The organism is Caulobacter sp. GW822-FHT07D08, from assembly GCF_058798735.1.
Genome location: NZ_JBXAKU010000001.1, coordinates 424,619 through 438,349, shown reverse-complemented (window position 1 = coordinate 438,349; position 13,731 = coordinate 424,619). Strand labels below are relative to the sequence as shown.

Below are 13,731 nucleotides of genomic sequence, written 5' to 3'. Positions count from 1 at the left end.
GCCGGGTCATCCATTCTGATGACCCGGTGGTTGCTCCGGAACGTCGTTCGCCTAAGCTCCCCTCCCAAATGGGAGGGGAGTTCACATGACGGCGACCGCCGACGCGACATCCGGAGCGCGCCTGTCGCCCGTGGCCCGCGCCAAGGCCATCCTGGGCGGCTCGGCCGGCAATCTGGTCGAATGGTACGACTGGTTCGCCTACGCCGCCTTCACCCTCTATTTCGCGCCCGCCTTCTTTCCCAAGGGCGACCAGACCGTGCAGCTGCTGCAGGCGGCGGCGGTCTTCTTCCTGGGTTTCGTGGCCCGGCCCATCGGCGCCTGGCTGATGGGGATGTACGCCGACCATTCTGGCCGTCGCGCCGCGCTGTCGGCGTCCGTGGCCCTGATGTGCGGCGGGGCGCTGATCATCGCCGTCACCCCCGACTTCGGGACCATCGGCCTGTGGGCCCCGGCCATCCTTCTGTTCGCGCGCGTGCTACAGGGCCTGTCGGTCGGCGGCGAGTATGGCGCCAGCGCCACCTATATGAGCGAGATGGCCGGCAAGACCCGCCGCGGTTTCTGGTCCAGCTTCCACTACGTGACCCTGATCGCCGGGCAGCTTATCGCGCTGGGCGTGCTGATCGTGCTGCAACGGACCCTGGGCGAGGCCGAGCTGAAGGCCTGGGGCTGGCGCATCCCGTTCATCATCGGCGCGATCCTGGCCGTGGTGGTGTTCTGGATCCGTCGAGGCCTGGAGGAGAGCATCGCCTTCAAGCGCCCCGCCCAGCGCGAGGCCCTTTCGCGCGGCCAGGCAGCCAGCGCCGCGGTCTTCCTGGTGCTGACGGTGATCGCCGGCGTGTTGGGCGTCACCACGGGCCCCTTGGCCAAGCCCGGCCAGTATCTGGGCGCGCTGTTCCTGGTGCTGTTCTTCGTGTCGCTGATCGTACCGCTCGTGCGTCGCCATCCGCGCGAGAGCCTGCTGATCATGGGCCTGACGGCGGGCGGTTCGCTGACCTTCTATGTCTACACCACCTACATGCAGAAGTTCCTGGTCAACACGGCCGGCTTCAGCAAGGGGCAGGCCTCGGAGATCAGCGCGCTCAGCATGATCGGCTTCATGCTGGCCCAGCCCCTGGCCGGCTGGCTGTCGGACCGTTTGGGCCGCAAGCCGATGTTGATCCTGGCCTTCGGCGGCGGCGCCCTGACCATCTGGCCGATCATGACCGGCATCAGCCACGCGACCTCGGTGTCGAGCGCCCTGATTCTGATCCTGGCCGGCATGGCCTTCCAGTCCTGCTACACCTCGATCAGCGCCGTGGTGAAGGCCGAGATGTTCCCGGCCGAGATCCGCGCCCTGGGCGTGGCCCTGCCCTACGCCCTGGCCAACGTCCTGTTCGGCGGCACGGCCGAGATGGTCGCCCTGGCCTTCAAGCACGAGAAGATGGAGAGCACCTTCTATCTCTATGTCGCGGCGGTGATGACGGTCGGCCTGGTCTGCTCGCTCCTCCTCAAGGACACGATGCGCCATAGTCTGATCCACGAGGATTGATCGGCGTTTTCCGACTCTCCGCGTCCAGTTAGGTTGGCGTCATGCCGTTGCTCGACATCCTCGTCCTGACCGTCTTCGCCGCCTGCTGGCTGCTGTACGAGCCTCTGCTCAAGCGGTTGGGCGAAGGCGGCGGCGTGCTCAACACCGACATGACCGTCATCCGCCGCCGGTGGATGCAGGAGATGGCGGTGCGCGAGGTGGCCCTGCTGGACGGACAGCTGTTGGGCCACGCGATTAATTCGGCCAGCTTCTTCGCCTCGTCGAACCTTATCCTGATCGCCGCCGCCGCCGGGGTGCTGTTCGGCGGCGACAGCGCCTGGAAGAGCGTCGAGGGCCTGGCCGTGCTGGCCAAGACCTCGCCGATGATGTTTCAGATCAAGCTGGGCCTGGTGCTGGTGGCCCTGGCGCGTGGCCTGCTCGACTTCATCTGGGCGATCCGGCAGATGAACTACTGCCTGGCCGCCATCGGCGCCGCGCCGATGTGGGCGCCGGCCGCCGTGCTGGCCGAATACGCCGAAGCCGCCGGCGGCATCCTCAACCCCGCCCTGTCGGCCTTCAACGCTGGCGTTCGCGCCTACTACTTCGCCCTGGCGGCGGCCGTGTGGCTGCTGGGGCCCGCGCCCTTCCTGGTCGCCACCGTCGGAGCCATGAGCCTGCTGCTCTGGCGCCAACGCCGCAGCCGCGCCTCGATCGCCGTGCACAAGGTTCGCCAGATTCTGGAGCGCCAGCCGGTCGTCCACGGCCCGCATCTGGCCCATCTCGACGACGCGCCGCCAGAAGACCGAATCTAGAAGCTTGACCAGAGGAACACGCGGTCCGCCAAAGCGTTCTCCTCCCGCCCCCGAGGCCCAAGAACCAGTCCAGAACGCAATAAGCCCCGCCGGTGACTAAGTCTCCGGCGGGGCTAATGGGAAGTCTTGTGGGTAGACCCCTATTACATACCTTAACCGGCCGCGCTTCGCAACCGGCCTGCTCCGGGAATCCGACATTTCGTCGTGATTTCGGGTTGCAACTTCCGCTATTGCAGAGCTTCCCTCAGATTCCCGCGACACAGCGCAAATATCGGACGCAAAGCCCAGCCAAAAGCTGAAGGCGTCGACCGATCTTCAATTCACAGAGTTCTCCAAAGAAGGATTGTTCATGCCCGCTCTAGTCCAGAAGTGAGCCCTAGGACATTGTCCTTTCGAAGTCACTTCATCGGGCAAGCAAACTACATTTCCAGAACGCCTCATTACGCCCAAATTGACCTGTGGATTTGGCGATCATTCTCCAGAGAGGCGAAGCGCGACGCGATCTCTGGACAGGAAGTCGACCCCATCCACGCCAGCTATCGTCAAAAGTGTTCGACTCAGATCCCCAGCGCCGACCAGATCGGCAGGGTCCTTTCACCCCACGCCTGCGCCTGGGATGTCAGCTCCGTCAGGTTGTCGTCGCCCTGAAGGGTCACGCCGTCCTTGATGATGTTCTGGTTCTGACCCTTGAGCACCGACCAGGCGAAATTGGCCCAATCCGCCGCGGTCCTGCCGCCGCTCTGCTTGTTGAGCCAGAAGAGCTGGCTGAAGCGCTGCGCCTGGATTCCGCCCCCCGTGACGGGCGAAGCGAAATAGACGATGTCGCCCACCGACAGCGAGCGACGGGCGATGGCCTTGTTCAACGCCAGGCAGCGGGTCTTGGCCTTGCTGTAGTCCTGGGCCGGGGCCGCAGGCTGCACGACACCCAGGCCGAACAGGATGTTCAGGGCCGAACTCAGCTGAGCGAACGGAACGGCCTTGGCGGCGAGATGGGTCTCCAGCTCGAGAACCGTGTGCGGCTTGTGGTCCAGTAGCAGCTCATAAATCGGTTGGTAGATGTTATCGAGCAATCCGGCCTCGCCGAGGACGCCGCGCACCTTGGTGGGCAGATCGGCCTTGCCGGTCGTCAGAACAACCCGCTCCTCGCGCAGCGCCGCTATCTGCTCGTGACCGACCAGCGCGCGCACCCCGCGGATCCAATAGTCGCGGCGGAACTGCTGGTTCACACAGTAGTCGCGCACCGTCTCGCGCAGCGAGACGTCCGGAACGCCGCGCATGAACTCCGTCTGCGCGGGCGTCATGTTCAGTTCGTAGAGATTGTCCAGCGTGTGGGCGGAGCTGGCGAAACCGACCTTCGCCTCGGTGAGCCAGTTCTCGATATCGGCGAAGTACATCGGGTTCCAGTCCCGGTTCATGTACTCGTGCGCCAGATACTTCCTGTCCTGCCCCTTGATCTGCTTAAGCCGCTCGACAGCGCCGGGATTGGCCTTGGCGTAGCCAGGCTCCAGCGCCAGGAACTGGTCGATGAAGCCGAGGGCCGCGTCGGTCTGGGCGATGATCCCCTGCCCTGGCGAGCCCATGACGTCGGCATGGCGCTTCATCAGGTGGCGCAGCGGCGCGGAGGCCGACCAGCCCGGAAGCGTATTGTACGAGATATAGAGCACGCCGCCCGGACGCAGCTTGCGGCGGATGAAATCGACCAGCACGCCGCGATTGCTGTCCGAGATCCAGGTCCAGATGCCGTGGAGGCCGATGAAGTCGAAATCCGGCAGGTCCTGGCGACCGCAGAACTCGGAGAAGGCCTCATCGTAAAGCTTGGCCTCGGCGCCCGAGAGGCGGACCATTTCCGACGCGAAGGCGGCCTGGGACGGGTTGAAGTCCGTGCCATACCAGTTGACGTTCGGCTGGGCGGCCGCATGGATCGACACCGAAAGTCCTTGGCCGAAACCCAGCTCGCAGGCGTTTTCGATCTTCGGCGCGTGACGACCGATCATCAGCAGCGGAAGACGGCAACGCAGCGGGTTCAGTTCGCCGTAATAGCCGAATGTGTAGTTCACGTCCGTGACGTAGCCGGCATTCCACTCAGTCGACACAAGTCCCCCGCGCTGCTGGATGGTTTGATTAAATGCTGCTTTTGACGCCCTGGCCGCTCGGCGCAGCCTTTCCCCATGGTCGACGAACGCCGGAGCTCGCTATAGGTTCCCATTCGCACCGGACGTTGCAGCACCCTTGTCGATGAAATCCGATCTCCTTTCTGCCTGGCGACGCCTGCCCGCGCCTGTGCGTCGTGCGGCGCACCTGACGGCCGGAGCGCCACGGGCGCTGTATCTATCGGCGAGCAAAGCCATCGGCGACGCCACCGAAGCCTGGGTCGAGCACAGCGCGCAGGCGCGAGCGCGGCGACGGGCCCGACGACGAAACCTGTCCGCCAGCCCGCCTGTGACCATCGTCGGCTTCCACGGCGCCGTGCACGGTCTTGGCGAGGGCGCCCGAATGCTGGCGCGCGGCTTCGCCGATGCGGGCATGCCAGTCCGCGCCATCGATCTGTCGGCCGAGGTCGGCTTCCCGATCGATCTGCCCGTGGCGTTCCCCGCGCCGACGGCCGAGGAGCGCGGGGTGGTGATCTCGCACATCAACCCGCCGGAACTGCTGCGCTGGGCCCGTGACACCGGCGGCCGCCCGCTCGAGGGTCGCCGCCACGTCGGCTACTGGGCCTGGGAGTTGGAAGATGTTCCCGCCGATTGGGCGCCGGCCTTCGATCTGGTGGACGAGGTCTGGACGCCCTCGGCCTTCGCCGCCGACGCCATCCGCAAGATCGCCCCCGCGCGGGTGAAGGTCTCGCCGGCCCCCTACCCACTCTATCTGAACCCGCGCCCGACGCCCGACCGCGCCCGCTTCGACCTTCCGGACGACAAGGTCGTGGTCCTGATGGCCTTCGACCTGCGCTCGACGGCCCAGCGCAAGAACCCCTACGCCGCGTTGCGGGCGTTCCAGAAGGCGAAGGCCGGAAAGGCTCTGCTCGTTTGCAAGGTCGTGGGCGCGGACCTTTATCCGGAGACCTTCCAGGCCTTGCGGGACGATGTCGCCGCCGATCCGGCGATCCGGCTGATGACCGAGAACCTGTCGGCGGTGGACATGGCGCGCCTGACCGCCAGCAGCGACATCGTGCTGTCGCTGCATCGATCGGAGGGCTACGGCCTGTTGCTGGCCGAAGCCATCTGGCTGGGCAAGCCTACCCTGGCGACCGGCTGGTCGTCGAATGTCGAGTTCATGGACCCGGCCTCGAGCCAGCTCGTCGACTACACCCTGATCCCGGTCGAGGGCGACGGCGCGATCTACCGCGCGGGGCGCTGGGCGGACGCGGATGTCGAAGACGCCGCCGCCAAGCTGGCGCGCATGATCAAGGACGGCGCCTGGCGCGCCGAACTCGCGACGGCCACGGCGCGCAACCCTCACGTCTCGTTCGATCGCGACGCTTGGCTGGCGATGACGCGCGGGCTGCTACCGCTGACCTAGCTCTTCGGCGCGGTCTTGACCGGCGACTCGTCGCTCAGCGCGGGCAGGTCGTTGATCGACTGCGGCGGCTCGACCTTGTCGGCGGATACGGGAGCGGCCGGCAGATCCGACGACGGGGGCCGGATCGGCGTGGTGTCGCCGGCCTTCGGCTTCTTCGACTCCATCGGCAGGGCGATGTGGTCAAAGGTCTGGACGATCAGGTCCGTCGGCAGCATGCCCTTGTAGCGGACCTTCTTGAAGTGCCGCTCGGGATCGTAGGGCTGGACGCCCGGCGCCAAGTTGCCGACCTCCAGCGTGCCCACCTGGGCCAGCAGCTGCACGCGACCGACATATTCGTTGGCCCGGCCGCGGACGAAGTTCATCTGGGCGTTCTGGAGTTCGGCCTGAGCGTTCAGCACCTCGATGGTGCTGCGCAGGGCGAACCGCTCTTCTTCACGCACGCCATAGAAGGCGATCGTGTCGGCCTTCATTTCCGCTTCTTGCGAGACCAGCGCCTTGCGGGCGGCGACTAGGTTGTCCCAGTACTGCGAGACGCTGAACACCGCGTTGCGGCGGGCGTCGTCGATCAGCAGCTTGTCGCGGTTGTTTTCCTCGATCGTCTGACGGACCGAGGAATTCAGCTGGCCGGCGGAGAACAGCGGCTGGCTGATGGTGACGCCGGCGGTGAGCGTGTCCTCACGGTTGGCCGACGCGCCGTTGTAGGACGTGATCGCCGCGTTGCGGTAGTCGGCTCGCGCGCTGACCGTAAACAGGCGCTGGGCGCGGGCCTCGGCGACGCCTTCGCGCGAGGCCTTCTCGGTATAGGCGGCCGCCAGCAGGGTCGGGTTGGACTGTTCGGCCTGGTTGAACGCCTCGTCTAGGCTGGCCGGCAGGCCGTCGATGTCCGGCTCGGGCTCGAGAGTCTCGGGCATGTGGCCGATCAGCGAGGCGTAGTAGGCCACGCTGACATTCAGCTGGGCCTGAGCATTGGCGACCTGGGTGGAGGCCCCGGCCAGGCGCGCCCTGGCCTGCTGGACGTCGGTCAGGGTGACCTGGCGAACGCTGTACTTGTCCTCGGTGTCCTGCAGCTGCTTGCGCAGCCAGGCTTCACCGCCCTGGGCGATGCGCAGCACCTCGCGGTCGCGACGGACGGAGACGTAGGCGTTGGTCACCCGGACCAGCAGATCCATCTCGATGCGGCGCAGGTTCTCGCGAGCCGCCCGGATCTGAGCCTCGACCCCCGCCAGGCGGGCGGCGTAGCGGCCGTTGGTGTACAGCGCCTGACTTAGGGTCAGCTGGCTGGACGGGGTAGTGGCCTGGAAGCCGCTGTCTCGCGTGACGTTCTTGGCCCAGCTGTAGGTATCGGAGAACGAGGCGCTGGCCTGTAGGCCGTAGGCCGCGCGCGCCTGGGTGTAGTTCTCGTCCAGGGCGCGCATGGCGGCGCGCTGAGCCTGGATGTTCGGATTGCTCTGGTAGGCGGCGGTGATCGCGTCGGCCAGGGTCTCGGCGTGGGCGAGTTCGGCGCGACCGCTCACGGCCATGGCGATGGCCAGGGCAATGACGGACGAACGAACGGACAGGACTTTCGACAGCACTCGCGTTTCCTAGACTTGGGCGGAACTCACCGTAACCCGGCCTTCAACCCAAAATTTGTGGCTTAATCAAGAAGACGGCGGACCGTCTCCTCCCATGTGACATTCTTATCGCGCCAGAGATCGCGCGCGGCGCTCCCCAGTGACTTAGCCCGAACCTTGTCCGACGTCATGCGATCAAGCGCCTGCGCCAAGGCCTGGGGCGTAGGCTCGGCCACCGCGCCGGTGGCGTCGCTGACGATCTCCAGCAGGCCGCCGGAGTCGGTGACGGTCAGAACGGCCTTGCCCGAAGCGAAGGCCTCCATCGTGACGTAGCCGACGCTGTCCTCGTCGAAGGGCAGGTAGGCGCAGGCCAGGGCGTCGTTGGCCCAACGGGCGATGTCGGCGCGCGGATGGAAGCCGAAGCGCAGATCAACGCGGTCCTTCAGGTCCAGGTCCTCGACCAGCTTGGTCAGGCGGTCGGCATAGGCCTGGTTCTCCGGCGGACCGGCGATGACCAGGCGCGGACCGTTCGGCAGCAGCGCCAGGGCCTCGATCAGCAGGTGCTGACGCTTGCCCGCCGCCACCCGGCCGCCGGCGAAGATGTAGTCGCCATAGTCGCCGCCGGTGAACAGCTCACCGTCGTTCAGCGGCGGGTACAGAACCTCGCTGGACACGCCGTTGAACTTCATCAGGCGGTTCTGGGTGACCGGCGAGTTGCAGTAGATCTTCTTGCACTCAGCAAAACAGGTGTTGTCGGCCTGGCGGATCGCCGCCTTCACCGCCCTGCCCGTGTCGTCGAAGTCGAGGTGGCTCTGGCCGGCTTCGGACAGGTCATAGGCCTGGCGGAACTGGTGCAGCAGCCACAGCACCTTGTCCTGGTGCGGGATCAGATAGGCCGGAAACTTCAGGCCGATCACCCGGTCGACATTGTAGAGCCGCATGCCCTTGGAGATCAGCATCTCCTCGATCAGGCGTTCGGCGGGTTCCCAGGTGAACGGCACGCGCACCAGCTCGGACTGCACGCCGGGCGTGGCGTTCAGGCGGCGAACCAGATGGTCGGCCAGCTCTTCTGCGCCCCCGCGCTGGAAGGGAGCGGCGTTGTTGACGACCAAGACCTTCATGCGAGCACCTTCATGCGGTCAGCCGATCCACGACGGTGCTCCAGTCGATCTTCATCTCGGCCAGGCGGTTCAGCGAAGCGGTCCCCATCTTGGCGACGCCCTGCTTATCCGCGTGCAAGCGGTCGAACTGCTCGGCCAGGGCCCGGGGATCGGGCGCGCTGATCAGGCCGTTGCGGCCGTGCTCGACCAGTTCCAGCACGCCGCCGGAATCGGTCGTCGTGATGATCGGCTTGCGGGCGTGGGCCCCTTCCAGCGACGGGTAGCCGTAGCTGTCCTCGTCCTTGGGCAGGTAGGCGATGGCCAGCGCTTCCTTCAGCATCTCCGCCTTCTCGTCCTCGCTGATCCAGCGATCCTCGAGGATGACGCGATCCTGGACGCCGAGGTCCCTGGTCAGCTGGACCAGCTGGCGGCCGTATTCCGCGCTCGAGGCCGTGCCGGCCAGGCGCAGCTTCACGCCGGTCTTCACGTGCTGCATGGCCTCGATCATCAACGCCTGGCGCTTGTGCGGCTCCAGGCGCGAGATGGCGACGATCTCGTCGCCATAGCCCGTGTGGGTGAAGCGCTCGGGCTGGTAGATCGGCGGATACAGCGGCGTGGCGTCCAGGCCGTTGAACGTCTTCAGGCGGTCGGCCACCACCTGGGAGTTGGTGAACACCGCCCGCGCTTCCGAGATCGCCCGCGTATCGAGCGCCCGCAGATTGTCGCGGATGGCGCGGTGATGAGCGTCGTCGGGCATGCCGCGATAAGGCGTGTCCCACAGGTCGTAGAAGGTGCGGATGTGGTGGATGAACCACAGCACCTTGTTGGGGTGATCGACCACATAGGCGGGCGGCCGGAAGCAGATCACCCGGTCGCACCATTGCGTCAGGTCCATCATCCGCCAGGCGGCGATCTGGTGCAGGATCTCGTTCGGATCATCGACGAACGGCAGATAGAACCGCTCGACCTCATGGCCGGCCTCGAGGAGCTTCTCCTCCAGCCATTCGACGATGAAGCGCGCCCCGCCGTTGATGAACGGCACGATCGAGGACAGCAGGACGATGCGCATGGCCTAGACCAGCACCTGATCCAGGGCGGCCACGACGCGGTCGATATCCGCTTCGGAGAGGCCCGCGTGGGTCGGCAGGTTCAGGCCGTCGGCGCCGCAAGCCTCGGCCTGGGTCAGGTCGCCGGTCGCGAGATGGGCATACGGCGGCATGATGTGCATCGGGTGAAACACCGGCCGGCTCTCGACGCCCAGGGCGTCCAGATCCTTGATCACCTGGTCGCGCGAGGTCGAGAGGCCCTCGCCCAGGCGTACGGTGTACATCCAGAACACATGGCGGCCGGTGTCGGCGACGTGCGGCTTGATCACCCGATTGCCCAGGCGGGCCAGCTTTTTCTCGTACCAGGCCACGACACGCTCGCGGGCGGCCAGGTGATGCTCGACGCGCTCCAGCTGGGCCAGGCCGATCGCGGCCTGGATGTTGGTCATGCGGTAGTTGAAGCCAACGACGGGGAACCAGTAGCGACGGTTCGGATCCACGCCCTGGCTGCGATAGAGGCGCATGGTCTTGGCCAGCTCATCGTCGTTCGTCGTGATCATCCCGCCTTCGCCGGTGGTGATGATCTTGTTGCCGAAGAAGCTGAAGGTCGCGCAATCGCCCAGCGAGCCGGACATCTTGCCTTTGTAGGTCGCGCCGACCGCCTCGGCAGCGTCCTCGATGACCATCAGGTTGTGCTTGCGGGCGATCTCCAGGATCGGATCCATGTCGGCTACCTGGCCGTACAGGTGGACCGGCATGATCGCCTTGGTGCGCGGCGTGATCTTGGCCTCGATCAGGGCCGGATCGACGTTGAAGGTGCGCGGGTCGTTGTCGACCAGCACCACCGTGCCGCCGCAATAGGTCACGGCGTTGCAGGAGGCGATGTAGGTCAGGCTGGGAATGATCACCTCGTCGCCCGGGCCGATGCCCATGGCCACCAGGGCCAGGTGCAGCGCCGTCGTGCCGTTGTTGCAGGTGATCGCGTGCTTGACGCCGCAATAGTCGGCGAAGGCCTTCTCGAAGTCGGTGATGAAGCGGCCGGCCGACGAGATCCACGTCGAGTCCATGCACTCCATGACGTAGTCGCGCTCGTTGCCGTCGAGGCTGGGGGCGGCGACGGAAATCCGCGGCAGGCTGGTCAAGAACGCTCTCCTTTGATCTGGGCCGGCACGCCGATCGCCACGACCGCGTCCGGAAGGTCACGCACCACGACGCCGCCGGCGCCCAGGATCGTGTCGGCGCCGATGCGCACGCCCGGGATCACCCGCGCGCCGACGCCGAGGAAGGCCCGCTCGCCGATGGTGACGCCGCCGGCCAGGGCCGAGGCGGGCCCCAGGTGGCAGGCCGCGCCCAGATGGCAGTCGTGATCGACGATCGCGCCGGTATTGACGATGGCCAGGTCGTCCACCCGGCTGTCGGCGTTGATCGCCACGCCGGCCATCACCGCCACGCCCTCGCCGATCCGCGCCGACGGGGAGATCACGGCCGAGGGGTGGATGGCGTTGACCAGGGTGAAGCCGAGCTCACGCGCTTTGACGCCAAGCTTCTGGCGCAGGCGGTTGGAGCCCAGCGCCACGAACAACTCGGAAAAGCCCTGCGCCTTCAGGCCTGGCAGCGCGAGGTCGTCGCCGACCACCGGAACGCCCAGCACCTCGCGCGGTGTCGGATCGGCGTCAACGATCACCGCCACGGTCTTGCCGGAGGCGCGCAGGCTCTCGATGACCACCTTGGCGTGGCCGCCGCCGCCGATGAGGACGACGCCGGCGCTCATCAGTTCCTGGACCGACGGGCGATGTCGGCCTCGACCATTTCGGCGATCAGCGCCTGCATGGTGATCTTGGGCTCCCAGCCCAGCTTTTCCTTGGCCTTGGCCGGATCGCCCAGCAGCAGCTCGACCTCGGCGGGTCGCAGGAACTTCGGATTGATGGTGACGTGATCCTGATAGCTCAGACCGGCGGCGGCGAAGGCCACCTCGCACATCTCGCGCACGGTCCAGGTCTTGCCGGTGGCGACCACATAGTCGTCCGGCGTCTCCTGCTGCAGCATCAGCCACATGGCCTCGACATAGTCCTGGGCGTGGCCCCAGTCGCGCTTGGCGTCCAGGTTGCCCAGCTCGACGGTCTTCTGCTGGCCCAGCTTGATGGCCGCCACGGCGTCGGTGACCTTGCGGGTCACGAACTCGATGCCGCGCAGCGGGCTTTCGTGATTGAACAGAATTCCGGCCGAGGCGTGCAGGCCGAAGCTCTCGCGATAGTTCACCGTCATCCAGTGGGCGTACATCTTGGCCACGGCGTACGGCGAGCGCGGATAGAACGGCGTCTTCTCCGACTGCACCGGATGCTGCACCAGGCCGTACATCTCCGACGACGAGGCCTGGTAGAAGCGGGCCTGGGGGCATTCCAGCCGCACGGCTTCCAGCATGTTGGTGGTCCCCAGCCCGGTGACCGAACCGGTCAGATGCGGCTGGTCCCACGAGGCGCCGACGAAGCTCTGGGCCGCCAGGTTGTAGACCTCGTCCGGCTGCAGGCGGCGCATCAGGCGCGACAGGCCGCCGGCGTCCAGCAGGTCGCCCAGTTCCAGGCGAACGTCATCATAGACGCCGATCCAGCGCAGGCGGTCGCCTATCACGTCGGCCGAGGCCGAGCGGCGCAGCATGCCGTGAACGGTGTAGCCCTTCTCCAGAAGAAGCTTGGCGAGATACGCCCCGTCCTGACCGGTCACGCCGGTGATCAAAGCCGTCTTCGCCACTATCGACTCCAGTAAGAATGAAGGTGTCTGACTACACTATTGGAGGCGATTGGAAAGCGGCCTTACGCCGCTTTCCAAAAAGCATGGGAAATCAGGCTGTTGAAATCCCGCCTCTATTCCTCGCGCATGGTGGTGCGCAGGGTGTCGCGCAGCGGCGAGAACAGGTACTGCAACACGGTGCGCTCGCCCGTCGGCACCACCACCTGGGCCGGCATGCCGGCGGTCACCCTGTTGCGGAACTTCGGCGGCAGTTGCTTGACGTCGACGCGCACGATCCCGAGGAAATAGACCGTCTTGCCTTCCGGATCGGAGAGCCGGTCGCTGGAGATCGACTCGATCTTGCCGTTCAGGATCGGAATCTCGCGCGAGTGGAACGCCGGCAGGCGCACCTCGGTGACCATGCCCGCGTGGACATTATCGACGTCGGTCGGCGCGAAGTGCGCCTGGATCACGAAGGCCTCGTCGTCGGGCGCGATATCGACCAACGGCTCGGCGGGACGGACCACGGCGCCTTCGGTGAAGAAGCGCAGATTCTGAGCGGTGCCGTTTACGGGCGAGACGACGGTGATCCGGCGCTGGGCGTCCGAAGCCACGACTTCGCGTTCTGTCACTTCCGCCAGCTTCACGCGCGTTTCGCTGATGCTCTGGCTCACCTCCTGGTAGAACTGCTGCTTGATCTGGCGGATCTTCAGCTGGGTCTCGCCCGCGCCCTGTACGGCCTTGGAGCGGTCGGCGGTCAAGCGACCGATCGACCCCGACAGCGAGGCTTCCTCACGCTCAAGCGCCAAGAGGCGCGGCCGCGGCACCAGACCCTTGTCATAGATCTTGCGCAGGTCGCCCAGCTCATCCTTGATGAAGCCCAGTTGATCTTTCAGGCCTTGGGTCTGGCGATCGATGCCGTCGATCTCGCTCTGGTACTGGTCGCGCTGGGCGTTCATCAGGTCGACCTGACCCGAGATCGTCTGACGGCGCTCGATGAACTGGGCCTGTTCGTCGGCTATGGCGCGGGCGACCATCGGATCGGCGCGCTGGCTGAGCAGGTCGGCCGGGAAACTGATCGACGGACGCTGATCGCGTTCGGCCAGCAGGCGGGCCTCCATGGCCTTCAGGGCCACGAACTGGTTCTTGGTGATGCCCGCGGCGGCGTTGGCCTGGGTCGGGTCGAGTTCGAACAGGACCTGACCGGCCTTCACCTTCTCGCCCTCGCGCACGAGGATCTTGCGGAGCATGCCGCCTTCCAGGTGCTGGATGGTCTTGCGGTTGCCCTCGGCGGAGATCACGCCATTGGCGATCACGGCGCTGTCCAGCGGCGCGAGCGCCGCCCAGCCCAGCAGGCCGACGAAGGTGAAGGCGATGATGGCGTAGCCGATGCGGGCCACGCCCTTGTAGTTGTCCGTCGGACGCTGGATCTTGGGGGGCTTCATTCTGTTTTCAGCCTGATGGGCGCGC

At 66.2% G+C, this 13,731-nt stretch carries 11 protein-coding genes; 3 read left to right on the top strand and 8 right to left on the bottom strand.

From position 1 onward, the window contains the following. Positions 1-85 precede the first annotated feature (85 nt). Positions 86-1,528 carry an MFS transporter gene (locus tag AC1RJ9_RS01890; protein WP_492835211.1) on the top strand — a complete coding sequence of 481 codons (1,443 nt, stop codon included), beginning with the start codon at positions 86-88 and terminating at the stop codon, positions 1,526-1,528. 41 nt (positions 1,529-1,569) lie between these two features. Further along, positions 1,570-2,319: a DUF599 domain-containing protein gene (locus tag AC1RJ9_RS01885; RefSeq protein ID WP_492835213.1), complete on the top strand. Its 750-nt coding sequence runs from the start codon at positions 1,570-1,572 to the stop codon at positions 2,317-2,319. Positions 2,320-2,876: 557 nt separating this feature from the next. Here the strand turns inward: AC1RJ9_RS01885 and AC1RJ9_RS01880 are convergent. Continuing rightward, on the bottom strand, positions 2,877-4,412 hold the full coding sequence (locus AC1RJ9_RS01880; protein WP_492835215.1) for a methyltransferase regulatory domain-containing protein: 1,536 nt from the start codon (positions 4,410-4,412) through the stop codon (positions 2,877-2,879). A 142-nt stretch (positions 4,413-4,554) separates the two neighbouring features. Here AC1RJ9_RS01880 and AC1RJ9_RS01875 point away from each other — a divergent pair, with 142 nt between their 5' ends. Continuing rightward, positions 4,555-5,835 (top strand): glycosyltransferase, encoded by a 1,281-nt coding sequence (locus tag AC1RJ9_RS01875; protein ID WP_492835217.1) that lies wholly within the window; start codon positions 4,555-4,557, stop codon positions 5,833-5,835. On the opposite strand, the gene AC1RJ9_RS01870 is transcribed toward AC1RJ9_RS01875, so the two are convergent. The 7 genes from AC1RJ9_RS01870 to AC1RJ9_RS01840 all read right to left on the bottom strand — a co-directional run bounded on the left by AC1RJ9_RS01870 (position 5,832) and on the right by AC1RJ9_RS01840 (position 13,706). Then, positions 5,832-7,355, bottom strand: a complete 1,524-nt coding sequence (locus AC1RJ9_RS01870) for a TolC family outer membrane protein (RefSeq protein WP_492836081.1) — start codon at positions 7,353-7,355, stop codon at positions 5,832-5,834. The genes AC1RJ9_RS01875 and AC1RJ9_RS01870 overlap by 4 nt on opposite strands. A gap of 116 nt (positions 7,356-7,471) precedes the next feature. Continuing rightward, positions 7,472-8,509 (bottom strand): glycosyltransferase family 4 protein, encoded by a 1,038-nt coding sequence (locus AC1RJ9_RS01865; protein WP_492835219.1) that lies wholly within the window; start codon positions 8,507-8,509, stop codon positions 7,472-7,474. A 10-nt stretch (positions 8,510-8,519) separates the two neighbouring features. Beyond that, a complete protein-coding gene (locus tag AC1RJ9_RS01860) occupies positions 8,520-9,557 on the bottom strand; it encodes a glycosyltransferase family 4 protein (RefSeq protein WP_492835221.1) in 1,038 nt (345 codons plus the stop codon). A 3-nt stretch (positions 9,558-9,560) separates the two neighbouring features. Then, positions 9,561-10,676: a DegT/DnrJ/EryC1/StrS family aminotransferase gene (locus AC1RJ9_RS01855; RefSeq protein WP_492835223.1), complete on the bottom strand. Its 1,116-nt coding sequence runs from the start codon at positions 10,674-10,676 to the stop codon at positions 9,561-9,563. Further along, entirely contained in the window at positions 10,673-11,305 is a 633-nt protein-coding gene (locus AC1RJ9_RS01850; RefSeq protein WP_492835225.1) for an acetyltransferase, read from the bottom strand. Before AC1RJ9_RS01850 ends, AC1RJ9_RS01855 begins: the two co-directional genes overlap by 4 nt. Beyond that, complete coding sequence (gmd, locus tag AC1RJ9_RS01845; RefSeq protein ID WP_492835227.1) at positions 11,305-12,282, bottom strand: GDP-mannose 4,6-dehydratase; 978 nt, start codon at positions 12,280-12,282, stop codon at positions 11,305-11,307. The genes AC1RJ9_RS01850 and gmd overlap by 1 nt, the downstream gene beginning before the upstream one ends. Positions 12,283-12,395: 113 nt before the next feature. Continuing rightward, complete coding sequence (locus AC1RJ9_RS01840) at positions 12,396-13,706, bottom strand: HlyD family type I secretion periplasmic adaptor subunit (RefSeq protein ID WP_492835229.1); 1,311 nt, start codon at positions 13,704-13,706, stop codon at positions 12,396-12,398. Positions 13,707-13,731 lie beyond the last annotated feature (25 nt).